Annotated in this window: 22 protein-coding genes; 10 read left to right on the forward strand and 12 right to left on the reverse strand. The window is 65.7% G+C overall.

The window, feature by feature from the left end; all coding sequences use genetic code 11:
• Positions 1-22 precede the first annotated feature (22 nt).
• From ACFOPO_RS09210 to ACFOPO_RS09225, 4 genes are all read left to right on the forward strand, one after another.
• Positions 23-1120, forward strand: a complete 1098-nt coding sequence (locus tag ACFOPO_RS09210; protein WP_386702905.1) for a LacI family DNA-binding transcriptional regulator — start codon at positions 23-25, stop codon at positions 1118-1120.
• Between the two features lie 227 nt (positions 1121-1347).
• Positions 1348-2193 (forward strand): 5-dehydro-4-deoxy-D-glucuronate isomerase, encoded by an 846-nt coding sequence (gene kduI / locus ACFOPO_RS09215; protein WP_386702906.1) that lies wholly within the window; start codon positions 1348-1350, stop codon positions 2191-2193.
• A gap of 8 nt (positions 2194-2201) precedes the next feature.
• Positions 2202-2960, forward strand: a complete 759-nt coding sequence (gene kduD / locus ACFOPO_RS09220; protein ID WP_386702907.1) for a 2-dehydro-3-deoxy-D-gluconate 5-dehydrogenase KduD — start codon at positions 2202-2204, stop codon at positions 2958-2960.
• A 25-nt stretch (positions 2961-2985) separates the two neighbouring features.
• The gene (locus ACFOPO_RS09225; RefSeq protein ID WP_386702908.1) at positions 2986-3420 is read left to right on the forward strand and encodes a cupin domain-containing protein; all 435 of its coding nucleotides are present in this window, start codon (positions 2986-2988) and stop codon (positions 3418-3420) included.
• 2357 nt (positions 3421-5777) lie between these two features.
• Here ACFOPO_RS09225 and ACFOPO_RS09230 read toward each other — a convergent pair.
• From ACFOPO_RS09230 to ACFOPO_RS09250, 5 genes are all read right to left on the reverse strand, one after another.
• Positions 5778-6212, reverse strand: coding sequence for a hypothetical protein (locus tag ACFOPO_RS09230; protein WP_386702909.1), 435 nt, complete (start codon positions 6210-6212; stop codon positions 5778-5780).
• A 107-nt stretch (positions 6213-6319) separates the two neighbouring features.
• Positions 6320-6643, reverse strand: a complete 324-nt coding sequence (locus tag ACFOPO_RS09235) for a hypothetical protein (RefSeq protein ID WP_386702910.1) — start codon at positions 6641-6643, stop codon at positions 6320-6322.
• Positions 6644-7106: 463 nt separating this feature from the next.
• Positions 7107-8024 (reverse strand): SDR family NAD(P)-dependent oxidoreductase, encoded by a 918-nt coding sequence (locus ACFOPO_RS09240; protein ID WP_386702911.1) that lies wholly within the window; start codon positions 8022-8024, stop codon positions 7107-7109.
• 62 nt (positions 8025-8086) lie between these two features.
• Complete coding sequence (locus ACFOPO_RS09245; RefSeq protein ID WP_386702912.1) at positions 8087-9406, reverse strand: alpha/beta fold hydrolase; 1320 nt, start codon at positions 9404-9406, stop codon at positions 8087-8089.
• 16 nt (positions 9407-9422) lie between these two features.
• Positions 9423-9941, reverse strand: coding sequence for a Dps family protein (locus ACFOPO_RS09250; RefSeq protein WP_386702913.1), 519 nt, complete (start codon positions 9939-9941; stop codon positions 9423-9425).
• A 209-nt stretch (positions 9942-10150) separates the two neighbouring features.
• On the opposite strand from ACFOPO_RS09250, the gene ACFOPO_RS09255 reads away from it, so the two are divergent.
• From ACFOPO_RS09255 to ACFOPO_RS09270, 4 genes are all read left to right on the forward strand, one after another.
• The gene (locus ACFOPO_RS09255; RefSeq protein WP_386702914.1) at positions 10151-12115 is read left to right on the forward strand and encodes an ATP-binding protein; all 1965 of its coding nucleotides are present in this window, start codon (positions 10151-10153) and stop codon (positions 12113-12115) included.
• A complete protein-coding gene (locus tag ACFOPO_RS09260; RefSeq protein WP_386702915.1) occupies positions 12112-12762 on the forward strand; it encodes a response regulator transcription factor in 651 nt (216 codons plus the stop codon). Before ACFOPO_RS09255 ends, ACFOPO_RS09260 begins: the two co-directional genes overlap by 4 nt.
• A 108-nt stretch (positions 12763-12870) precedes the next feature.
• Positions 12871-13272, forward strand: coding sequence for a response regulator transcription factor (locus tag ACFOPO_RS09265; RefSeq protein WP_386702916.1), 402 nt, complete (start codon positions 12871-12873; stop codon positions 13270-13272).
• 63 nt (positions 13273-13335) lie between these two features.
• A complete protein-coding gene (locus ACFOPO_RS09270) occupies positions 13336-14166 on the forward strand; it encodes an alpha/beta fold hydrolase (protein ID WP_386702917.1) in 831 nt (276 codons plus the stop codon).
• A gap of 128 nt (positions 14167-14294) precedes the next feature.
• On the opposite strand, the gene ACFOPO_RS09275 is transcribed toward ACFOPO_RS09270, so the two are convergent.
• From ACFOPO_RS09275 to ACFOPO_RS09305, 7 genes are all read right to left on the reverse strand, one after another.
• Positions 14295-15071, reverse strand: coding sequence for an alpha/beta fold hydrolase (locus ACFOPO_RS09275; RefSeq protein WP_386702918.1), 777 nt, complete (start codon positions 15069-15071; stop codon positions 14295-14297).
• A 27-nt stretch (positions 15072-15098) separates the two neighbouring features.
• Complete coding sequence (locus tag ACFOPO_RS09280) at positions 15099-15944, reverse strand: oxidoreductase (protein ID WP_386702919.1); 846 nt, start codon at positions 15942-15944, stop codon at positions 15099-15101.
• 15 nt (positions 15945-15959) lie between these two features.
• Positions 15960-16466 (reverse strand): cytochrome P460 family protein, encoded by a 507-nt coding sequence (locus tag ACFOPO_RS09285; protein ID WP_386702920.1) that lies wholly within the window; start codon positions 16464-16466, stop codon positions 15960-15962.
• Between the two features lie 18 nt (positions 16467-16484).
• A complete protein-coding gene (locus ACFOPO_RS09290) occupies positions 16485-17543 on the reverse strand; it encodes an alpha/beta fold hydrolase (protein ID WP_386702921.1) in 1059 nt (352 codons plus the stop codon).
• Between the two features lie 759 nt (positions 17544-18302).
• Positions 18303-19295, reverse strand: coding sequence for an aspartyl protease family protein (locus ACFOPO_RS09295; RefSeq protein ID WP_386702922.1), 993 nt, complete (start codon positions 19293-19295; stop codon positions 18303-18305).
• A gap of 50 nt (positions 19296-19345) precedes the next feature.
• Positions 19346-19807, reverse strand: coding sequence for a DUF3617 domain-containing protein (locus tag ACFOPO_RS09300; RefSeq protein WP_386702923.1), 462 nt, complete (start codon positions 19805-19807; stop codon positions 19346-19348).
• Positions 19804-20310, reverse strand: a complete 507-nt coding sequence (locus ACFOPO_RS09305; protein WP_386702924.1) for a YybH family protein — start codon at positions 20308-20310, stop codon at positions 19804-19806. Before ACFOPO_RS09305 ends, ACFOPO_RS09300 begins: the two co-directional genes overlap by 4 nt.
• A 216-nt stretch (positions 20311-20526) precedes the next feature.
• On the opposite strand from ACFOPO_RS09305, the gene ACFOPO_RS09310 reads away from it, so the two are divergent.
• On the forward strand, positions 20527-21651 hold the full coding sequence (locus ACFOPO_RS09310) for a sensor histidine kinase (RefSeq protein WP_386702925.1): 1125 nt from the start codon (positions 20527-20529) through the stop codon (positions 21649-21651).
• Positions 21648-22397 (forward strand): LytR/AlgR family response regulator transcription factor, encoded by a 750-nt coding sequence (locus ACFOPO_RS09315; RefSeq protein WP_386702926.1) that lies wholly within the window; start codon positions 21648-21650, stop codon positions 22395-22397. Before ACFOPO_RS09310 ends, ACFOPO_RS09315 begins: the two co-directional genes overlap by 4 nt.
• The last annotated feature ends 52 nt before the right edge of the window (positions 22398-22449 follow it).

The following is a 22449-nucleotide window of genomic DNA, read 5'->3' on the forward strand; positions in this document are numbered from 1 at the left end:
TGGGCCAACCCACGGGCTGCCCATGACCGACACCTCTTCCCGACCCCGCCGCCGCGTCCGCACCACTTCGGCCACCGCCACGGCGGCGCCGTCGGATCCGGTGACGCTGGCGGGCAAGGCGACGATCAACGACATCGCCCGCCTCACCGGCGTGTCGAAGAAGACCGTGTCGCGGGTGATCAACGATTCGCCGCTGGTGCACCCGGAGACCCGCGAGAAGGTCCTGGCGCTGATGAAGCAGCTGGGCTACTCGCCCGACCCGCAGGCGCGTGGGCTGGCGTTCCGGCGCTCGTTCCTGATCGGCCTGGTCTACGACAACCCGACCGCGCAGTTCATCGTCAACATGCAGTACGGCGCGCTGGATGCCTTGCGCGACTCCGGCTACGAGCTGGTCGTGCACCCGTGCGACAGCTCGAAAGAGGACTACATCGACGGTGTGCGCCGGTTCGCCCAGCAGCAGAAGCTGCACGGCGTGATCCTGATCCCGCGCGTGTCCGAGGACGAGCAGCTGGCGACCGCCCTGCGCGAGATCGGCGTGCGCTACGTGCGCATCGCCTCGATCCCGCTCGACCAGGCCAGCAACATGGTGGTTACCCACGACCGCCGCGCCGGCACCGAAGCGGCCAATTACCTGGAATCGCTCGGCCATCGCACGATCGGCCTGATCACCGGCCCGCGCCGTTACCGGTCGACGATCGAGCGTGGCGGCGGATTCCTCGCCGGCCTGGCCGAGCGCGACATCGAGCTGCCGCCGGACTACATGTTCGAAGGCGGTTACACCTTCGAATCCGGCGTCGCCGGCGCCGAGTACCTGTTGGCCAAGTCGCCAAGGCCGACCGCGATCTTCGCCTGCAACGACGAAATGGCGGCCGGCGTGTACAAGGCGGCGATGCGCCGTGGCCTGTCGATTCCCGGCGACCTGTCGGTCGTCGGCTACGACGACAGCCCGCTGGCCTCGCAGCTGTGGCCGGCGCTGACCACGATCCACTCGCCGATCCGCGACCTCGGCCGCCAGGCCGCGCAGATGCTGCTGGCCAACGAGGCCGCCGCGCCGGCCGTGCCGCGCACGGTGACGCCGCAGTTGGTCGTGCGCGATTCGAGCCAGCGGCCCAAGGCCTGACAAGTGCTCCTCCCCCTGCCGGCAGGGGGAGGCCGGGAGGGGGTCGAGGCCGAAGGCCGAGTCGCCCTTCACGCGCAAGAGCACCCCTCCCCAACCCTCCCCTTCGCTTCGCGAAAGGGAGGGGGCATTGCGCTTTTGACACCGGTTACCAAAACCCCGTTATCATCGACCCATCATCCCGCCGTGCGCCCCGTTGGCACCCGGCAAAAGTACGTTTCGGAGGCCCGATGTTCTGCAAGACCTACCACGCCACCCACCCCGACATGATGGTCGGCGCCAGCAACGACCAGCTGCGCGATCGCTACCTGATCCAGGGCCTGTTCGTTGCCGGCCAGGTCGTCCTGAACTACTCGCACAACGAGCGCTTCGTGATCGGCGGCGCTGCCCCGACCAACGCGCCGGTCGCCCTGCCCGCGCAGACCGAACCGGCTTCGGCCGCCGGCCAGCCGTTCCTGCAGCGTCGCGAGCTGGGCGTGGTCAACGTCGGTGGCGGCACCGGCACGGTCACCGTCGACGGCACCGCCTACACGCTCGAACCCAAGGACGGCCTGTACGTGCCGATGGGCAGCGACAAGGTCGAGTTCGCGTCGAACGATGCCGCCAACCCGGCCAAGTTCTACCTCGCTTCGACGCCGGCGCACACGCGCTACGAGGCCAAGCACATCTCGATCTCGCAGGCGGTTCCGCTCGAGCGCGGTTCGCTGGAAACGTCCAACGAGCGCACGATCTACCAGTACATCGTCCCGGCGACGGTCAAGTCGTGCCAGCTGCTGCTCGGCCTGACCATCCTCAAGACCGGCAGCGTCTGGAACACCATGCCGCCGCACCTGCACGACCGTCGCTCGGAGGTCTATTTCTACTTCGACCTCGGCAGCGAGCGCGTCATGCACTTCATGGGCGAGCCGGCCGACATGCGCCACATCGTCATCGCCAACGACGAGGCCGTGGTGTCGCCGCCGTGGTCGATCCACATGGGCTCGGGCACCAAGAACTACTGCTTCATCTGGGCGATGGGTGGCGAGAACCTCGACTACACCGACATGAACCAGCTCGACATCTGCCAGCTGAAGTAAGGGGACGCATGGGCACGGACATCTTCAACCTGCAGGGCAAGGTCGCCGTCGTCACCGGTGCCAACACCGGCCTGGGACAGGGCATCGCGCTGGCGCTGGCGCAGGCCGGCGCCGACATCGCCGCAGCCGGCACCTCGGCACCGACCGAAACGGGCGAGAAGGTGCGTGCGCTCGGCCGTCGCTTCATTGCGATCGAAGCCAACCTGTCGAGCCTGGAGCCGGTCGACCGCATCGTCGGCGAGGCCATCGACGGCCTCGGCGGCCTCGACATCCTGGTCAACAACGCCGGCATGATCCGCCGCGCCGATGCGGTGGACTTCAGTGAGCAGGACTGGGACGACGTGATGAACGTCAACCTCAAGTCGGCGTTCTTCCTCGCCCAGGCCGCAGGCCGCCACATGATCGGCCAGGGGAGCGGCAAGATCATCAACATCGCCTCGATGCTGTCGTTCCAGGGCGGCATCCGCGTGCCGTCGTACGCGGCCAGCAAGAGTGGCATCGCCGGCATCACCCGACTGCTCGCCAACGAATGGGCCAGCAAGGGCCTGAACGTCAACGCGATCGCGCCGGGCTACATGGTCACCAACAACACCGCGCAGCTGCGTGCCGACGAGGACCGCAATGCGCAGATCCTCGGCCGCATCCCGGCCGGGCGCTGGGGTGAACCGTCGGACCTGGGCGGCGCGGCGGTGTTCCTGGCGTCGCGTGCGTCGGACTACGTCAACGGCGCGATCATCCCGGTCGACGGCGGCTGGCTGGCGCGCTGACACTACGGGTAAGAAGGAGGCGACGATGCGTGCATACACTTTCACCGTGATCACCCTCGTCGCCATGCTCGCCGGCGGCGACGCTGTCGCCGGTGAACCGCGCCGCGACTCCTACGTTGAGCAGGCAAGCGATATCGCCGTGCAACAGCCCGGCCCGCACGAGGGCCAGGGGACCACGACGGCCTATCCGTTCTTCGCTGATGCGGCCGACTTCGATCTCGTATTCCGCCAGCGCGCCCTGCACCCGGGCGCGACGATTGGCGAGCACCGCAACGACAAGGACGAGATCTACTACGTCCTGTCCGGACGCGGTGAACTGCTGCTCGACGGGCAGCGCCGCGAAGTCGGCCCCGGTGACGCGATCCTTACCCGCGATGGCAGCACGCATGCGCTGGCCCAGCGCGGCAAGGAGGATCTGGTGATCATCGTGGCGTATCGGAAGCAGGTGAAGGGTCGGTAGCGGCGCCACTGCGCGCTCGTTTTGGTAGGCGCGGCGGCTTGTCGACGCCCGCTATCGGCCAGAAGCGGACGTCTCTGGCTGGCGGAATGTCCGAGCCGCGATTATCGATTCATCTGTAGACGGCGTCCGGTGCGACCGGCAGGTAGAACAGAACTGATCTGGCCAGCTCTACTTGCGTAGCGCCAGGGGCACTTCCTATGGCTCCAATGTCCGCTTCATTGCATGACTCGCGGCGGCTAGTCCAATAGCGAACCCTCCCAACCCGCCACAGGCTGCACCCAGGACCAAACCGACGGCGCTGAAGTGCGCTGCAATTGCGCCCAGGCCCATTCCTGTAGTGACGCACAGTGCAATCTGGCGCCTACCTACTCTGTGCGACAACTCGATCTGCTGTTGCCGTCGGGAAGCCTGATCAGCCAGGCACTCCGCGCGATGCTCCGCCTGCCGCCGTGCTTCCGGGCTCCGAAACCACGCTTCTCTGCAACTCGGGCAAAACAAGACTTTGGAATGCGTTTTGCCTTCCACCCAGCAAGGACCGAACATCTCAACGTTCGCGTACGGGTAAGTATTCAGCGCGTGAGCGACGGCCTCGGCGGCCTCCGGCGCCCTGGTCCCATAGACAATGGGCACGTCGTCTTCTCTCAGCTCATCCTTGTGTAGGTAGCAGTAGTTGAAAAGACTCGCCACCTCTTCGAAGGACAGCGTGGCTATGCCGAGTCCTCGGCTGATGGACTCAATCTTCAGTTCTTGCCAGTACGTGAGGCGGGCCTGTTGCAAGGAGGCTGAGTGGAGGCAGAGAAGGAACTTCCTTAGCTCATCTCGACCCAGCGACCGCTCGAGGTGCAGCCTCAACGTTTCCTTCTCGATCATGCTCTTCGTACCCCCGCCCAGATATCGACTCACCGCCACAGCAGCAACTCTGCCTCAATCTCACACGCTCGCGATGACTGCCCGGGGACCTGCTCCGAGCTTGGCCCAATGTCCGCTATCGGCGAGAAGCGGGCGTTCGCCAACGCGTGAACTAGGCCGAGTCGCGAAGCGGCTTCGGCTTGAATGAACTGTAAGGTCGCACGCGAGCACGCCACACCACGTAGAACACGAGTGCGCCAACTAGACCGTGCAGCGCAAAAAAGGCGACGCCCTCCCCGTAGATCAGCCACGCATACCGGGACGGAAGACCGTTGATGTATGTGTCTACGTATCGGCCATGCCAGCTCTGCCCGGCCGAGTACCCCTCGAGCACTCGCGGCCAGGAAAAGACAGCGGGCAAGGCACCGAGCATAACCCCGGCGATGGCCAGCGAAACCCAACTCAGCCGATGGAACCGCCTAAGCACAAGGAAAGTCGGGACCCCCAAGAGCAAGACCGCTGCGGCCGCGACGACCACGACTGCTACAAGGGCGAACCCGATGCCGTATAGCGGGCCCGGGGACACGATGTAGTCAGGTGCCAAGCGTCCCACGAAGACCAGCGGCTGCACCAAGACAGCAGCTACTGCAGCAAGCCAGATGTTCATAGCGCTACCGTTTGCCTGCGGACTGTTCATGCGGCCTAGCTACCTAATAGATGGGACCCGGGGGTCCGGTTATAGCCAATGACCGCTATGGGTCGGAAGCGGACATTAGCACTGCTCTGCCCGCCCTTGCAGGCGCTATGACTGCTTTCGGCCAAAAGCGGTCATTCGCGGAGCCAGTCACCTCTTGTGACCGACGCGCACGTTTGCCGCCCCGCAAGCCGCTCCATCCCTGATAGACGTAGAAACCACTCTCACTGCCATATTGAGCGGGGCAGGCGTCGTCGACTGTGAATAGGTCTCGATGCGCAGAGTATCGCCGTCGACCTTGTAGTCGTACTCCCGAGCGGAGCCGACAGCCGTTGAAAGGGAATCGTGCGCCACCATCGTGGCCTGATACTTCCCAGGCGAGACTATCCGGTAGACGTACGAAATATTGAACGGTCCGCGCGTGCCAATGCAATCGGATCGGATCGTCGCTTCGTCGAAAACCAACGTGCAATTCGCCTTGCTCTCTTGAGCAGAGCCGTCTGCGAGGTAACTAGTCGCAGCAACGGATCGCCAGCACCCGAGTAAAGATTGATCCGGTGCAGCATTGGCCGAGAAGCTCACCAAACACAGTAATGCGCCGCCCGCCTTTAGATAATCCATACCTGCCCCTGTCTGCGAACTCCCCGACCTCAGCGTAGGCAGCCGGGCCACCCGTGACAAGTCGACGCTCGGGACCACTACCACTGTCCGAACGTCCGCAATGGGTCGGAAGCGGACGTTAGCACTGGTCCGACCGCTCCGCCCGGCCCTATGACCGCTAACGGCCAGAAGCGGCCATTTCTCGCAACGCCCCTCAAGGCATGCAAGTGACCTCAATGGTGTCGATGTTTCCGGACTTCACGGCGAATGCGAGCCAGCAACCCTCATCGAAGACATACCCCTTCGGCGCCCCGTCGACTTGCTCCACCCTCATCTCGGGCCCGTAGATGCGTTGGACGTCGACAAGGCGCATGCCCGGGCATGCGCCCACGGGAGTGCAATAACGACTACTGGACGAGAGCAAGCGTCCAACGCCCTGCTCGTCAAGACCAATCGTGAAGCCGGGGTACGTGAGGGTAACGGGCAGGTAATCGGTGGTTTCACTGACGCTCCGGCTTGCCGGCTTCCCGAGGGTACCGATCACAGATGATTCCGATTGACCAAGCGTGATTCCACCGATGACCAGCTCATGCTGAGTGCCTGACAACGCGCCCAACGCAGCCAAGGCGAGCGGGAATGCAATTTTCATTCATACCCCCGTACGAGTGTTCGAAAGATGTCCGCTTCGGGTCGGAAGCGGACATGCGAAGCACAACTTCGTCAACGAGTCTGAACCAGACGCCAGCAACTCACGCCTCACCGTAAAGCGGGATCATTCGAGTCGTTTGGCCACACGGCTAAACCCGGCAGTTTGTCCAGCCAACGGCCTAGCGCCAGGGCCTCCGCCTCGGATGCCACCCAAATATCTCCGCAGCCATACGATTGCCCGCAGCCGCCCTCAGCCTCAAGGATATGATCCACCACCAACTGACCAGAAAAAGAGGTCGGCGGAGGCTGCGCGGCAATATCAAGCAAGTTGATGATCGCCCCCGTCCCGCATGGAACGGGGAGGTCGACAGTGCCATTCGCGTGGCCGTAGGAGCTGTCGGCATAGAAGATGCTGAAATCGATCCAGATCATTCCCTCCCCTTCTGGGGTGTCCGCTTTGGGTAGGAAGCGGACGTTAGCACTGGTCCGACCGCAGCGCCCGGCCCTATGACCGCTATCGGCCAGGACCGGTCATAAGCTTATTCGCCCCGGAAAACCCGCGTGGCGCCCGTTCTACGGTCCACTCGCTTCCATCCTCGGAAAGCGACAGAGGGAAAGTGTCCAACTTGTAGCGCGCGAGATCGTATCCGTGAGCTTCGGCTGCTTTCCTCGCAATAGCTAGGCCTTCCTCCCGAGTGAGCAGCGGCCCGCTAGCGGGAGCGTCCTGCGTCGATCCAGCAAGCGCCTCCCCAACGAGCGCAAGGCCAGGCGCCCAGAGGCCAAGCACGGCGGCCAATGCCAATCCAAACATCATGCCCGCCCCTCATTGGTGCTACGGAATAGTCGGCAGTCTGTCAGCTTTGGGTCGGAAGCGGACATCAACATCGCTGCCCTGTCACAGTACGGCCCGGCCGCTGCCGGGGAAGTCGGTGCTCATGGCCATCGGCTCGCCGATCTCCAACTCGGCTTGCAGCAGCTCGAGCTTTGCCCTGATCCGTCGTTGCGCATCGCTGCCGAGAACGACCCAGTGCCGTTCCGGCTGGGCGGTGACGACTTCGAAGACGGCGGCCGCCGCTCTTGCCGGGTCGCCTGGGAACATGTCCGGGGTGAGGGTGCCCATGAGATTCCGGAAAGCACCGGAGGTTGCCTCATAGGCGGCGATGGGGGCGCCGGAAAACCTTGTCCGATGCTCGATGCCAGTGCGGAACGAACCAGGCTCGACGAGAAGCGCACGCAGGCCGAGCGGCTGGATTTCCTGCCACAGCGCTTCGGTCAGGCCTTCGAGTGCGAACTTGCTCGATGAGTAGTAGCCATTGGCCGGCAGGCTGGATAGACCGTCCATCGATGAGATGTTCACGATCGTTCCCGTACCCCGATCGCGCATTCCTGGCAGCACGAGACGGATCATTTCCACCGGACCGAAGAAGTTGACCTCGAACTGGGCGCGATAGTCCGCTTCTCGCTGCTCCTCTATCGCCCCGAGGAAATCGATGCCTGCGTTGTTCACCAGCACATCGATCCCGCCGAAATGGGCCAAGGCGTGTTCGATCGCCGCAGCACGCTGATGGCGATCTGTCACATCCATCGCGACGGCGAGTGCGCGCCCCGGAAAGCTTGACGCGAGGGAGCGCAGGGCATCGATGCTTCTGGCTGCCAGCACAACGCAATCTCCTTGCAGCAGCGCGCATTCCGCGAGGGCGCTGCCGAGCCCGCTCGATGCGCCGGTAATGAACCAGGTTCGTGCGTCATGGCGTTGGCCGTCACGCCGGGGGAGCAACGGTGTTTCGAGAATACTGTCGGGATTGGGCGTCATGGTCCTGTGTCCGCTGGGAAAGTCGCAAATCTGGCGGCGATGCCGGGGGGCTTTCTTGCTCCTCACAGGGAGGACCGCAATGGCCTGAAAGCTGAGCGCAACTCGTCGGCGAACAAGCGCGGCTGCTCCCACGCGGCGAAGTGGCCGCCTTTCCCCACTTCGTTGAAGTAGTAGAGCGTGCGGTACGCCTGCGCAGCCCAGCTGCGCGGCGCACGGTAGATCTCGCCGGGGAACACGCTGATCGCTACCGGGATGCGGATGTCCTCGGTCTTCTGGGCGATGGCGCTGAAGTTGTTGTTGTGGTTCTCCCAGTAGAAGCGCGCGGCCGACACCACCGTTCCGGTCAACCAGTAGAGGCTGATGTCATCCAGCATCTCATCGCGCGTGAGCACGCGTTCGGGCTGGCCGTTGCTGTCGGTCCACTGGACGAACTTGTCGTACATCCAGCCCGCGAGGCCGGCCGGCGAGTCGTTCAGCGCGTAGCCGACGGTCTGCGGACGCGTCACCATCATCGCGCCGTACGCGGCGTTCTTCGAGAAGAATGCATTCAGCGCGTCGAACGCCGCCCGTTCCGGTACGCTGAGACCGGACGGCGCCGGATCGCCCGCGTTGATGGCGCGGATGACCCCGGTCGGCACGGTGGCCGGCATCGTAAGATGGATGCCAAGCAGGCCCGCCGGCATCTGTCGCGCCATCGTGTCGGAGATCACCGAGCCATGATCGCCGCCCTGCGACACGTAGCGTGCGTAGCCCAGGCGCTTCATGAGCACGTCCCACGCGCGCCCGATGCGATCGGGGCCCCAACCTGCCTCCCGCGGGCGTTCGGAGAACCCGTATCCCGGAATCGACGGAATCACGAGATGGAAGGCATCTTCCGCCTTTCCGCCATGGGCAACCGGATCGGTGAGCGGACCGATGACCTTGAGGAACTCCAGCACCGAACCCGGCCAGCCATGCGTGAGGATGAGCGGCATCGCGCCAGAATGTGGCGAACGCACATGGATGAAGTGGACATCGAGTCCATCCAGCGTGGTCACGAATTGTGGAAGCGCATTGAGTTCGCGCTCGACCTTGCGCCAGTCGTAACCGTTCGCCCAATACGCCACCAGTGCCTTCAGGCGATCCAGCTGCAGCCCCTGCGACTCGTCGCCGACGGTTTCGCGATCTGGCCATCGGGTCGAGCCTGCACGCCGGCGCATCTCGAGCACGTCCGCTTCCGGGATGTGCGCGCGGAAGGGACGGACGTCTGCTTTGCCAGGCGCCGCCATGGCCTCACCCCGAAACAGGCTGAAGGCACCGGCTGCGGCCATCGTCATGGCGGCGGTGCCGAGGAAACGGCGGCGCTCGTCGTCGACTGGGGCGTTCGTGTCGTTGGACTGCATGTAGATACTCCTTGTCTCAGCGCGGCGTGCGTGTGGTCTCGAACAGGAACCAGCTGCGGCGCTCGGCCTCGTCGATCCAGTTCTCGATCAGGCTGGTCGTCGCCACGTCGCCGTAGGGCTCGCACACCGCGTGGGTGGCGCGCAGGAACGACACCAGCCGTCGGTTGTCGTCAGCGAGCTCGGCCAGCATGTCCTGGGGCGTGACGTACTCGGCATCGTTGTCGAGCAACCGCTGCAGGCGCTGGATGTGGCCGATGGAGCGCAGTGTCGTACCGCCGACCTTGCGCGCGCGTTCGGCAATGGTGTCGGTGGTGGCGAAGATCTCCTCGGCCTGCTCGTCCAGCATGAGGTGGTAATCGCGGAAGTGCGGACCGGACATGTGCCAGTGGAAGTTCTTGGTCTTCAGGTAAAGGGCCAGCATGTCCGCCAGCAGCGTGGTAAGCGCCGCGGCGATGTCGATACCGGCCTGCGCGCGCAGGTCCGTGCGGGCGTGCAACGGTGCTCCCTGCCGCGATTTGACGGGAAACGCGTTCATGGACGAATCCTTTGCTTGAGGCATGGTCCGACGCGTGGCGTCGGAATCGACCGTGGGCCGATGTCGTCGAGCGTAGGCGTGCGTACCGACAGCCTGAATCGGATCATCGTTTCGCCGACTCATACTTTGGTTTCGATCCGTGCCGTTCCGGTCCGGCGAGGGTGCGTGCGGTGATAATGTTTCGCGCGACCACCGCAATGGAGCCGCCCGTGTCCGCCCCGCCCCGCCTGCATCCGAACGTACGTCCGCATCCGTCGCTCCCGCGCCACGCAGGCGTGGCGGCGCGTGGAAGCGCAAGCCCCGGGTTGCTTCGCACGTCGGCCGTGTTGCTGATGCTTGGCATCTTCCTGCTCGACACCTTCACCACGCTCGAGGGTGCGGTCGCGGTTCTGTACGTGGTCGCGGTGCTGCTAGTGGCCGGCACGCAGCGGCGTGGCGACATCCTCATGGCCGCTTCCGGCGCGGTGCTGCTGACCGTCGTTGCCTATGCAGACTCGCATGGACTCGAACACGTCGGCTCGCAGACCGTGCGCGCGTTCGTCAGCCTGTCGGCCATCGGCATCGCCGCGCTGCTGGCGCTGCAGAACCAGAGCGCGGTACGCACCCTGTCGGCACAGGCCACGCTGCTGGATGTATCGCACGACATGATCTTCGTGCGCGACATCGGGGGCGGCATCACGTTCTGGAATGCCACCGCCGAGAGCGTGTACGGCTGGTCGCAGGCGCAGGCGCTTGGCCGGAACGCGGACGACCTGCTGGGCACGCGTTACCCCGACCATCGCGAGCACATCGAACAGTCGTTGCTGGCCACCGGACGATGGGAAGGCGTTCTGGAGCAGGTCACCCGCCACGGCCACACGCTCGTGCTGGACAGCCGGTGGGTGTTGCAGCGCGACGACAAGGGACGCGCGACCGGCGTCCTGGAGACGCACACCGACATCACCGAACGGAAGGCGGCGTACGCGGCCCTCGTGCGCAGCGAACGTCGCTTCCGCCGCATGTTCGACGAAAGCCGCATCGGCGTACTCCAGCAGGACTGGAGCGCGGTCCGCGCGGAACTTGACGCGCGTGGACTCTGCGATGCCGATGCGCTGGCGGTACACCTCCTCGAACATCCGGAGCTGGTCGGACAGATGCGCCGGATCGCGCGCATCGACGAAGTCAACCCGGCATTTGCCGCGATGTTCGGCGCTGGCGATCCGATGTCGGCACCGGCATCGGTGCAGGACGTCATCGGCGATGCCGACCGAACCTTCGCCGCCGCATTGCTCGCATTCGCGCGCGGCGATGCGTTCCATGAAGGCGAAACGGAGATCGTTCGACGCGACGGCGCGCGTGCGCCAGTGCTGTTCACCATCACCTTCCCGTCGGCGGAAGACAGCGATGCGAGCGTGCTGGTGTTCGTGGTCGACAACACCGAGCGCCAGCGCACCCAGGACGCCCTGCTACTGGCGCAGACCGAACTTGCGCACGCGTCGCGTGTTTCGACGCTGGGCGAACTGACGGCCTCCATCGCGCACGAAGTCAACCAGCCGTTGATGAGCGTGGTCACCTATGGCGAGGCCGGCATGCGATGGCTTCGTCGCGACCCGCCCGACCTGCACGAAGTCGATACGGCGATCACGCGGATCGTTTCGGAAGGTCGTCGCGCCGGCGAGATCGTGGCGCGGATCCGCGCGTTTCTCGGCAAGGCGCCGGCCCGCCACGGAGCACTCGATATCGCCGCCACCGTCGAGGACGCCGCGCGCTTGGTCCAGCACGAACTGGTGCGGGGCAACGTCGAGCTGCACCTCGAACTGGAACCCCAGCTGCCGGTCGTCCGTGGCGATCGGATCCAGCTGCAGCAGGTGCTGGTCAACCTGATGATGAACGCAAGCCAGGCAATGTCCGGGCAGGCGGGCCATCGTCGTCTCGTCGTCTCCGTCGGTTGCACGGACGAAACGCGCATCGAGATATCGGTGGCCGACACCGGAGCCGGAATTGCGTCCGAACACCTGGAGTGCCTGTTCGACCCCTTCTTCACCACGCGCCCCCAGGGAATGGGCATGGGCCTGGCGATCTGCCGGACCATCGCCGAAGCGCACGGCGGCCGACTCACCGTCGAAAGCGAGCCCGGCCACGGCGCGACGTTCCGCCTTTCGCTTTCCACTACGCCCACGGACCTTGCCGCATGAACACGCCCACGAGTTCCGGTGGTGTCGCAGCCCCCGCCCCACTGGTCGTGATCGTCGACGACGAGGCGCCGGTCCGCGAAGCATTGGACAGCCTGTTCCGTTCGATCGGCCTGCAGACGCTGCTATTCACCTCGCCCGCCGAACTGCTGCAGGCGACGGTGCCCGATTCGCCGGGCTGCCTGATCCTCGACGTGCGGCTGCCCGGCATCAGCGGCTTGGACCTGCAGGAACAGCTCGCGCGCAACGGCATCGCGCTGCCCATCGTGTTCATGAGCGGGCACGGCGACATTCCCATGTCGGTGCGCGCTATGAAGGCAGGCGCGGTCGACTTCCTGCCCAAGCCGTTCCGCGACCAGGACATGCTCGATGCCGTGGCCGGTGCGATCGAACGCGACGCGCAACGCCGCGCCGACAATGCGGCGCTGGACGACGTGCGCGCGCACTACGCGACGCTGACGCCGCGCGAGCGCGAGGTGATGGCGCACGTCACCGCAGGCCTGATGAACAAACAGGTGGCCGGCCTGATCGGACTGAGCGAGATCACCGTGAAGATCCACCGCGGCAACCTCATGCGGAAGATGGGTGTGCGCACGCTCGCCGACCTGGTTCGCCAGGCCGAAGCCCTGGGGCTTGCGGCGGCGAAGTGAGCGCGTGGCCATACCTGCGTATGATTTCGTGGTGCCGCGTGCGCGGTTAACGTGTACGTGCCGCGGTCCAATGCACCTTTCGTACGCAGCGCGGCGCGAAGGACCCTGATGAAGCGCGCACCCATGATTGCGATTCTCGATGATGACGAAGGCGTCAGGACATCGCTTTCCAGCCTGGTGCGATCGCTCGGCCACGACGTGCGTACCTATTCGTCGGCGACACAGTTCCTCGCGGATGTCGATGCAGGCGATCCCGATTGCCTCATCACCGACATGCAGATGCCGGGCATGACCGGCGCGCAACTGCTGGACGCATTGGTTGTGAACGCAAGGAGATTCCCGGTGATCGTGATGACCGCATTTCCGTCCGACGCGGTGCGCGAACGCGTCCTCGCCGCAGGCGCTCTCGCCTACTTGGTCAAGCCGATGGACGGTCCGACCGTCACGCGTTGCATTGCCGCTGCACTGGATGGCGGCTCTCCTGAAGCCGATCCCTATACATTGGTCTGATTCCCGCGCCGCAGGGCGCGACGTAGTTTCTTCCGAGTGTCCAACCTCACGGAGAAACCTGCAATGAGCTTCGTTACCACCGCAGACGGTGCCAGCATCTTCTACAAAGACTGGGGCCCGAAGACCGCGCAACCCATCGTCTTCCACCACGGCTGGCCGCTGTCGAGCGACGACTGGGACACCCAGATGCTGTTCTTCCTCGTGAAGGGTTATCGCGTCGTCGCGCACGATCGCCGCGGCCACGGGCGTTCGAGCCAGGCCAGCGACGGCCACGACATGGACCACTACGCCGCCGATGCAGCCGCTGTAGTGCAGCATCTGGACCTGCGCAACGCCGTGCACATCGGCCATTCCACCGGCGGCGGCGAAGTCGCCCGCTACGTCGCACGCCACGGCGCTGGACGCGTCGCGAAGGCAGTGCTGATCGGCGCGGTGCCGCCTATCATGTTGAAGAGCGACGCCAACCCCGGCGGACTGCCGATCGAAACGTTTGACGGCATCCGCACCGCGCTCGCCGCCAACCGCGCGCAGTTCTTTCGCGATTTCCCGTCCGGTCCGTTCTACGGCTTCAACCGCGCAGGTGCCAAAGTGGACGAAGGCGTGATCGACAACTGGTGGCGCCAGGGCATGATCGGCGGCGCGAAGGCTCACTACGACGGCATCAAGGCCTTCTCCGAAACCGACTTCACCCAGGACCTGCAGGCCATCGACGTGCCGACGCTGGTGCTGCATGGCGACGACGACCAGGTCGTGCCGATTGCCGATTCGGCGCTGCTGTCGGTGAAGCTGCTGCGGCACGGGACGCTGAAGGTCTATCCCGGCTATCCGCACGGGATGTGCACCACGCACGCGGACGTCATCAACGCCGATCTGCTGGCCTTCATCCGCGGCTGATCGATCGCAGCACCACCGGGAACACGGAAGCGGTAGCCATGACTGGCTGCCGTTTCTTCTTCCAGGAACAGAAAAAATGCCCCGGGCACAAGGCCCGGGGCAACGCGGGGAGCGAAGAGTGAGGGGGGTTACTTCGCTTCCGCAGCGCGCTCGATCAACCGGGCAACGACCTCCGGGTGCGACACCATCACCACGTGCGAGGCGCCGGCGACGACTTCGGTCTTGCGCGACTTCGCACGTTCGGCCATGAAAGCCAACGCCTTCGGCGGGATGTTGAGGTCCTTGTCGCCATAGACGAACCACGACGGGATGCCCGTCCACGTCGGCGCCCCCGACTTCTCATTGAGCGCGGTTTCGGTGATGGGACGCTGCGTGGCGGCCATCAGCGCGGCGTCCGCCGCCGGCACGTCCGCTGCGAACTGCCGGTGGAACTTGTCCTGCAGGATGTACAGGTCGTTGTCGCCTGATGACAGCTTCACCGGCGGCGCTATGGCTGGCCCGAGCGTGCTTCCGGGAAACTTGCCGGACAGGCCAGCCGCCGTTTCGCCGGCGTCCGGCGCAAATGCGCTGACGTATACCAGCGCCTTCACGTTGGGTTTGCCGCGCGCGGCCTCGGTGATCACGCTGCCACCGTACGAATGGCCGACCAGCACCACCGGTTTGCCGAGGCTGCTCACGATATCGCCCACGGACTTACCATCGCTAGCGACACCGCGCAGCGGATTGGCGGCGGCGACGACCGGATAGCCGTCCTTCTCGAGGATGCGGATGACGCCGTTCCAGCTGGATGCGTCGGCGAAGGCGCCGTGCACCAGGACGACCGTGGGCCTGGCAGTTTGTGCGGACACGGCCGTGGCGGTGAGCGAGGCGGCGGCCATGGCCATCGCGGCCAGCAGGTTATTCATGTCGATCTCCTTTCGTGGGGTGCAGGTTCAGCGGGGAAAATCGGTGGAAACACTCAGCTCGCGCCAGCGCGCGAGTTCGTCCAGGCGCGCACGCTCGACGTGTTCGATCGCGGCCACGGCATCGCTGCCGAGCGCAAGCCGCAGCGGAGGCTCGGGCATCGCGGCGATGGCGAGGATCGCGCGGGCCGCGCGCGCCGGGTCGCCCGGCTGCCGACCGTCGTACTCGCGCTGCATGCGCGCGGCGTTGCCGACAACGGCGTCATACTCCGGGCGGCCTTCGACGAGGGATGTCGAAGCGCCCGCGAAGTCGGTGCGGAACCCGCCCGGCTCGATGATGGTGACGCGCACGCCGATCAGGGCCATTTCCTGCGCGAGCACCTCGGAGAATCCCTCCACGCCCCACTTCGCCGCCGAGTACGGCGCCCGCCCTGGCGCGCCCAGGCGGCCGCCGACGGAGGAGAACTGGATGATGTGGCCGCTGCCTTGTTCCCGCATGAGCGGAACCGCCGCCTTCGTCATGATGATGGTGCCGAACAGGTTCGTTTCGATCTGGCGGCGGAAATCGTCGAGCGAGGTGTCCTCGACGGAATTGACGTTGCCGTAGCCGGCGTTGTTCACCAGCACGTCAAGACCACCGAAGGCTTCGAAAGCCGCCTGCACCGCGGCCTCCGCCGCAGCAGGATCGGTGACGTCCACGGCCACCGCGCGCACGGCGTCGCCATGCCGTTCGACCAGGTCCCGCAATTGCGAGGGGTCGCGCGCCGTCGCCACCACGCGATGCCCCGCTTGCAGTGCGGAAAGCGTGAGTGCGCGGCCCAGGCCGCGGGAACTGCCGGTGATCAGCCATCGTTGCGTCATGTCATTGCGCTCCATCAGTCGATGCAGGATTCACGGCGCCAGGCGCGTGAACACGTAATCGCGATTCTTCACGCGTGCTTCGTGGCAGGCGAAGCAGGTGCGGTGCTGGACTTCGTCGGCGGGCACGCCGTCGATGAAGCGGCCGAAGCCCCAGCCACCGCTGGATGCATACTTCTTCGAATCCTTCACCATGACCTGCACGGTCGTGGCCGCGCCCGGAATCGACGCCGACGCGAAATCCGGCGACTGCACCTCCTTCCAGGCCAGCTTCACCAGCACGCTGCCGTCGGGGAATGGCAACGTGCCATTGCGGTACGCGCGCACCGCAATGTCGTTGCCCAGCACCACACGCAGTTCGTCGAACGGCGCGGCCTCGCGTGCAGGTGCGATGAGCTCCCAGGAACGGTAGCCATCGGGCACGGTGACGCCGTAGATCGGCGACGCCGGATTGCCGGCTTTCGCATCATCGGCGGCCGTGAGTGCGATCAGCCAAAACACGATCAGCGCGACAGGAATCGCTACCCATCGGGTTCTCATGTCGATCTCCCCCGTCGCTCAGAGGCGGTCCGCATCGATGATCGCCTGCGCGAACGCGTGCGGATCCTCCTGCGGAAGGTTGTGGCCGATGCCGCCGGTGACCAGGCGGTGCTCGTACTTGCCCGTGAAGCGCTTGGCGTACGCGTCGGGCTGAGGGTGCGGCGCGCCGTTCGCGTCGCCTTCCATCGTGATGGTGGGCACGCGGATGGATGGCGACTGCGCGAGGCGGCTTTCCAGGGCGTCGTACTTCGCCTCGCCCTGGGCTAGGCCCAGTCGCCAGCGGTAGTTGTGGACGACGATATCGACATGGTCCGCGTTGGCGAACGACGCCGCACTGCGATCGAAGGTCGCGTCGTCGAAGTTCCATTTCGGCGAGGCGAGCTTCCAGATGAGCTTCGCGAAATCGTGACGGTTCTTCTCGTAGCCGGCGCGGCCGCGCTCGGTGGCGAAGTAGAACTGGTACCACCATTGCAGCTCTGCCTCCGGTGACAGCGGAACCTGCCCAGCGGCCTGGCTGCCAATCAGATAGCCACTGACGGACACCAGCGCCTTGACGCGCTCCGGCCAGAGTGCGGCGACAATGTCGGCCGAGCGCGCACCCCAGTCGAAACCGCCAAGCACCGCCGTGCGGATGCGCAACGCATCCATGAACTGCACGACGTCCTCGGCCAGCGCCGAGGGCTGCCCGTTGCGCAGCGTGTCACCCGATACGAATTGCGTGCCGCCGTAGCCCCGCAGGAACGGCACGATCACGCGGTATCCGTGCTTCGCCAGCAGCGGCGCCACTTCGACGTAGCTGTAGATGTCGTAGGGCCAGCCGTGCAGCAGGATCACCGGCGGCCCGTTGCCAGGTCCGGCCTCGGCGTACTCGACGTCCAGCAGCCCTGCGCGGATCCGCTTCAACGTCGCGAACGAAATCGCCTGCGCGCGACGGGCCAGCGGGACGGCGGTGGACGGTGCCGCGGCGGCGTGCGCGCTGCGCACCATGGCGAGCGGGGCCACCGCCACGCCAAGGGCGGCGGTAGCCAGCATCTTGCGGCGCAGCGGATCGAACGACTGGGTTTCGTGATGGTCCATTGTGATCTCCGTGTCGTTGAATGGCGCCAGCCCGCCGCACTGCGCGAGGATCCGCGGCTCTCCGGCGCCAGGCAGCGCCGTGTGCGTACAGCCTGGTGGGGCCGTGTATCCGGCGTGTGTCCGGACAGGCCGCCCTTCGTATCGAAATGTTCGGTCGGCGGACCGACGTGTCGCGACGCAATCGGGGCGGTCGTCGCCATGTAATCAGCGCACGGCGCTGGGGGCGATAACACCTAGGTATGGATCCATACCCATGTATGACCCGGAGTCACCGCAGTTTCCGCGACGTGAGGAGTGCGACCGAGGATCGCCACGAGGATGACTATCGCAGGGAGCGCCAAAGGCGCCAGCAGAAGCGCCCGGAGAGAGTTCAAGCGCATCGCCGGGACCAGACCGAGCAGCGTCACAAGGGAGACGAACAACGACGCTAACCCTGCGACGACCAGCCGCCCGAGAACCTTCCTGTCGGACATTCCTTGTCTCCGCTCCGGGTCGCAGGCGGGCATTGCATCGCGGAAGCGGCCACGCCGTCCGAATGTCCGCTATCGGCCATAAGCGGCCATTCGCCGAGGCCTGAATTAAGCCGAGCCGCGGAGCGGCTTCGGCTTGAATGAACTGTTAGGCCTCGCCACCCGGGAGACCTGCGGACACAAGCTTAAGCCTTGCGACAGCCTCATTGGAGTCAAAGCGGCCGGCAAGGCGAAAGGCCCCTAGCACTGCGTCGGCGTCGGAGTACCGACTCAGGATCGTCATTCCGATTCAGTGCCCGGGAGCATGCGCGACGACCACGGGCCGGCGCCGAGGCTCGAGGATGATGCGTTCGCGCGCGTAGTCGAAAACCACGTTGAATCGCGCCAGGAAACGGGCGCCGAGGCGGCCGTTCTGTCCGGCGGCGATTACCTCCCGGCCGGTGGCGTATTCGACCGGCGTGGTGATGACGCCGCCGGCCAGACCGAGGTGAACGGGTGCACCGACCGTGTAGGTGGCGCGGCCGCCCACGAAGCACGCCTCTCGCCCGCGCCCGCCGGGCGGCGCTTTGATGGCCGGGCTCGACCCCGGGAACAGCGTCATATCGATGCCCGCGCCACTGTCGACATGCAGGCGGGCTCGATACGGAGCGCCCGTTGACGGAGCAACCCTGGCGTCGATGAAAGGCTGGCGGCCGGCGATCTCCGCGGGCACGATCCGGCCGCTGCCGCGGTAGTGATAGGAGTCCGGATCGTGAAGCGTGACGGTTCCGTTGTCGCGGTTGACCTCCACCGTGAAGCGGCGGAACAGGTCGTGGCCGATGACACCGTTGAACGGCGCCACTCTCCGCTGTTCGCCCTTGCAGTCGAGGCTCTCGGCCGGGATGGCAAGCGCTGTCTGGTTCTCCAGCACCACGCCGCCAAAATCGATGGCCAGCCCGTCCTGCCTGGCGCCGACGGGTGCAGCCAGGTCGTCGGGCGCGCCCAGGCGGCGCACCCCCCGCATATCGAGATCGAGATGCGTCGTGCGCTGGTCCGCGATGAGCGCCACGACCGAGGCGCCGGTGTCGAGCACGAAGTCGATGGAAGCGCGGCCATTGACGCGCGCCGGTAACAGCACCCAGCCGTCGACGTCCTTGTAGGGCAAGGTGAGGGGCAGCGGCTTCGTCATTTCGGCCGCCGTGCCGTTGTTCGCGAGATAGAGGCGCGCAAGCTCCACCTGGGTGCAACCGGCAAGCGAGAGCGCGGTGGCGAGCGCGAGGATACCGATCGTCAGGCGGTGCATTGTCGGGTGCTCCTGGTTGGTGAATGCCGGACTGAGCGGGCTGCGCCGGCTCAATCGTTATCGCTACCTGCCGGGCAGTTCGCAGCGATGCGGCGGCTGGACATGGTCATCTGCATGCTCACCGGCCCGGCGCCGGGCACGGGCGCCAGAGTCATGCTCATGTCCATCGTCATGGCGGTGGGCGAGTACGTGCCGGACTGCTTGAGATTCGACCTGAATCCCCCGTTGTTGCAGGTGCCTGAGATTGCGAATCGCCCTGCGCCGATGTTCCGTTGAGTGAACTGGCAACTCGCATCGTTGAGGACTTCGCCCAGCTGCCGCTCGAGTGATTCCTCCTTCGCCTCGGCCAACGTGAGGCATTCGCGCGTCGTCTCGACGCCCGAGCCGTCGCCCGGGTAGCTCACCCGCACCTCGTACAGCCCGGGCAGGAACATTGCGTCGGCGAAGGCCGCGCCCACGGTGCCAAGGGTGATCGCGCCGACCAGGCCGGCGGCAAGCGTCTTTGCGTTCATCGCTTGCCCCCCTGCTGGACGGGTGCGGCAGCCCGGCCCGGCTCCGCCATCCGTTGTGCGCGCACTGCGCGGAACCGCCAAGCATCGGCCTGGCGCAAGGCCAGGGTCTGGTTGTGGAACTCGGCCAGCACTTCCCGGCTTCCCTGCGCACCGTCCCTTTCGATGCTCGCGCGCGTATCGACCAGCGCAAGGTCCGGCGTGAGCATGTCGATGTTCTCGACCCGCGTGACATGCCGCGCGCCGGCGGGCCGCCGGCCAAGCGTTTCCACGAAGTAGCGCTGCACGGCGTCACGCCCCTCGACGACCGGAAGGCTGCCCATGCGCAGGCTGCCGTCAGCGGCGTAGAGCGCGGACACCGCCGCGGGGTCGCCGCTGTCCCAGACGGCATCCAGGTCGGCGGCGAGTTTCTCCAGCGCGACCCGGTCGGCATCGTTGGGCGGGGCCGCGCAGGCGGCCTGGGCCATGAGGGCCGCCGCGGCGGCCAGGAGCAGTTTGCGCATCATCGGTGGGTCCTCGGGCGAATCGGATGGCGACACCGCTGTGTCGATGAGAGGATGCTAGGAGCCATCGCAGGACCTCGCGAGCGCGCTTCGACGGGAACACGCAGCCTGTCGACAAAGCCCGGGCGCGTCGACGAAAGTCCGGAATGGCGAGACGAAAACCGGGCCCCGTCGACGCCGTTTCGCTAAGGTCCAACCGTTGGGAAACGAGGGGCAGTGATGGAAAGGTTCAGCGCGGACACGCGACAAGCTGCATGGTTGGGCTTCAGTGTCTGGACGGTGTCATGCGGGCTGTTCGTGCTGCCGACGTACTTCGGCGCGGGCGAGTTGCCGGCACGGGTACTCGAACACGTCAGCGCGCTCTACGTCGTCGGGATCGCGCTCACCACGCTGATACATCTCGCCGCCGTGCGTGTCCGGGATCGCTCGATCGCGACCAAGCTGATCACGATGTTCGTCGCCGTAGCCGTCGCTGCGATTCTTCTCGGCGTCGCGGATTTCGTGGCCACGTGGTGGCTTCGCCTGGCCGCGCGGGATGACCCGTTCGCGACGATCGCCAGGACGCTCAACAACGTCGTAGGGTATTTCTGGCTCTACGGGCTGATCGCGGCCATCCTCGTCGTCATCCAGGTCAACCGGACGGTGCGCGAACGCGAGCGCGAACTCGCCGATGCGCGTGCAGCCGAGATCGAAGCTCGAGCGCTCGCGGCGAAGGCCGAGGCCGCGGCGAGCGCCGCGCGGCTGGCGGCACTCACATACCAGCTCAATCCGCATCTGCTCTTCAACGCACTGAACGCCGCCTCTTCGCTGGTCGTCAACCACCGCAACGAACAGGCCGAAGCGCTGCTCGCGAAGCTGTCCGCGTTTCTGCGCAGCACGCTCGTCACCGATCCGCAGAGCACGGTGACGATCGGGCAGGAGCTCACCACCGTCGAGACCTATCTCGACGTCGAGGCGGTCCGTTTTGGCGAACGACTGCGCGTCGTACTCGACTGTCCGCCCGAGCTCGAGGATTCGCTTGTGCCAAGCTTCCTCCTGCAGCCGCTGGTAGAGAACGCAGTGAAGTATGCGGTGGCGCCGACCCGGTACGCCGTGACGCTGCGCATCGCCGTGGCGCAGGACGGTGACGATCTCGTCGTCACCGTCGAGGACGATGGCGACCCGGCCAAGGTCACGGATGTGCGCAAGGGGACCGGCGTTGGCCTCGCCAACGTGCGTCAGCGCCTGGACGTACTCTACGGTGGGCGCGGCACGCTGCGAGCGGAGCCGCTGCCGCATGGGTTCCGTGCCAGTGTGCGTTTCCCGCTCGCGCCCGCGGAAGCCCTGACAGCGGAGGCAGGATGAGCCGGTTGCGCGTACTCCTCGTGGACGACGAACCACTGGCGCTCGACCGGTTGGTCGCCCTGTTTCGCCAGCTTCCGGACGTCGAGGTCGTCGGCACCGCGGGCGACGGGAAGGAGGCAGCCGAGGCGATCGCGACACTCCGGCCCGACCTGGTGATGCTCGACGTCCAGATGCCGGAGAAGAGTGGGCTTGCCGTGGCCGCCGACATGGCAATGGAGGAGCGACCGGAGATCGTGTTCGTCACCGCCTTCGAGCAGTTTGCACCGGACGCCTTCGAGGTCGATGCGACGGACTACCTCCTCAAGCCGGTGCGCTTTGACCGGTTACGCCAAGCCGTCGAACGTGCCAAGCGCCGCCGCGCACTTCGCGAAGCAGCGGCTACGACCGCGACCAGCAGCGCGGGCGCCTATGACGACGCGATCTGGGTGCAGGTGAGGAACGGATCGCGGCGGGTACCCATCGAGACGATCGACTGGATCGAGGCCGCACGCGACTACGTCATGCTGCATACCTCCACCCGCAGCCACATCCACCGCACGACGATGAGTGCACTCCAGCGCACCCTCGATCCCGCCGGGCTGATACGCGTCCACCGTTCCGCCTTTGTCCGCCCCAGCCTCGTCACCGGCGTCCAGCGGCACGCCAACGGCAGCACGACGCTCACCCTGCGCGACGGCGCCAACGTGCCAGTCGGACCGAACTACCTCGAAGCGGTGATCGACCGGCTGAAACTCACCAGGGTTTAGAGAATCCCGGGATTGCATCTCGGGGATGCCTGCTATCGGCCATTAGCGGTCG

The sequence above is a fragment of the Lysobacter sp. GCM10012299 genome, assembly GCF_042649405.1.
Lineage (GTDB): Bacteria > Pseudomonadota > Gammaproteobacteria > Xanthomonadales > Xanthomonadaceae > Lysobacter_J.

Excerpts from the sequence above, each read along its gene's own strand:
- ACFOPO_RS09275 (WP_386702918.1), bottom strand. The coding sequence starts at position 15,071 with ATGAATAACCTGCTGGCCGCGATGGCCATGGCCGCCGCCTCGCTCACC.
- ACFOPO_RS09250 (WP_386702913.1), bottom strand. The coding sequence starts at position 9,941 with ATGAACGCGTTTCCCGTCAAATCGCGGCAGGGAGCACCGTTGCACGCC.
- ACFOPO_RS09280 (WP_386702919.1), bottom strand. The coding sequence starts at position 15,944 with ATGGAGCGCAATGACATGACGCAACGATGGCTGATCACCGGCAGTTCC.
- ACFOPO_RS09235 (WP_386702910.1), bottom strand. The coding sequence starts at position 6,643 with ATGATCTGGATCGATTTCAGCATCTTCTATGCCGACAGCTCCTACGGC.
- ACFOPO_RS09225 (WP_386702908.1), top strand. The coding sequence starts at position 2,986 with ATGCGTGCATACACTTTCACCGTGATCACCCTCGTCGCCATGCTCGCC.
- ACFOPO_RS09230 (WP_386702909.1), bottom strand. The coding sequence starts at position 6,212 with ATGAAAATTGCATTCCCGCTCGCCTTGGCTGCGTTGGGCGCGTTGTCA.
- ACFOPO_RS09270 (WP_386702917.1), top strand. The coding sequence starts at position 13,336 with ATGAGCTTCGTTACCACCGCAGACGGTGCCAGCATCTTCTACAAAGAC.
- ACFOPO_RS09290 (WP_386702921.1), bottom strand. The coding sequence starts at position 17,543 with ATGGACCATCACGAAACCCAGTCGTTCGATCCGCTGCGCCGCAAGATG.
- ACFOPO_RS09305 (WP_386702924.1), bottom strand. The coding sequence starts at position 20,310 with ATGATGCGCAAACTGCTCCTGGCCGCCGCGGCGGCCCTCATGGCCCAG.
- kduI (WP_386702906.1), top strand. The coding sequence starts at position 1,348 with ATGTTCTGCAAGACCTACCACGCCACCCACCCCGACATGATGGTCGGC.
- ACFOPO_RS09240 (WP_386702911.1), bottom strand. The coding sequence starts at position 8,024 with ATGACGCCCAATCCCGACAGTATTCTCGAAACACCGTTGCTCCCCCGG.
- ACFOPO_RS09210 (WP_386702905.1), top strand. The coding sequence starts at position 23 with ATGACCGACACCTCTTCCCGACCCCGCCGCCGCGTCCGCACCACTTCG.
- ACFOPO_RS09315 (WP_386702926.1), top strand. The coding sequence starts at position 21,648 with ATGAGCCGGTTGCGCGTACTCCTCGTGGACGACGAACCACTGGCGCTC.
- ACFOPO_RS09245 (WP_386702912.1), bottom strand. The coding sequence starts at position 9,406 with ATGCAGTCCAACGACACGAACGCCCCAGTCGACGACGAGCGCCGCCGT.
- ACFOPO_RS09260 (WP_386702915.1), top strand. The coding sequence starts at position 12,112 with ATGAACACGCCCACGAGTTCCGGTGGTGTCGCAGCCCCCGCCCCACTG.
- ACFOPO_RS09265 (WP_386702916.1), top strand. The coding sequence starts at position 12,871 with ATGAAGCGCGCACCCATGATTGCGATTCTCGATGATGACGAAGGCGTC.
- ACFOPO_RS09310 (WP_386702925.1), top strand. The coding sequence starts at position 20,527 with ATGGAAAGGTTCAGCGCGGACACGCGACAAGCTGCATGGTTGGGCTTC.
- ACFOPO_RS09285 (WP_386702920.1), bottom strand. The coding sequence starts at position 16,466 with ATGAGAACCCGATGGGTAGCGATTCCTGTCGCGCTGATCGTGTTTTGG.
- ACFOPO_RS09295 (WP_386702922.1), bottom strand. The coding sequence starts at position 19,295 with ATGCACCGCCTGACGATCGGTATCCTCGCGCTCGCCACCGCGCTCTCG.
- ACFOPO_RS09300 (WP_386702923.1), bottom strand. The coding sequence starts at position 19,807 with ATGAACGCAAAGACGCTTGCCGCCGGCCTGGTCGGCGCGATCACCCTT.
- kduD (WP_386702907.1), top strand. The coding sequence starts at position 2,202 with ATGGGCACGGACATCTTCAACCTGCAGGGCAAGGTCGCCGTCGTCACC.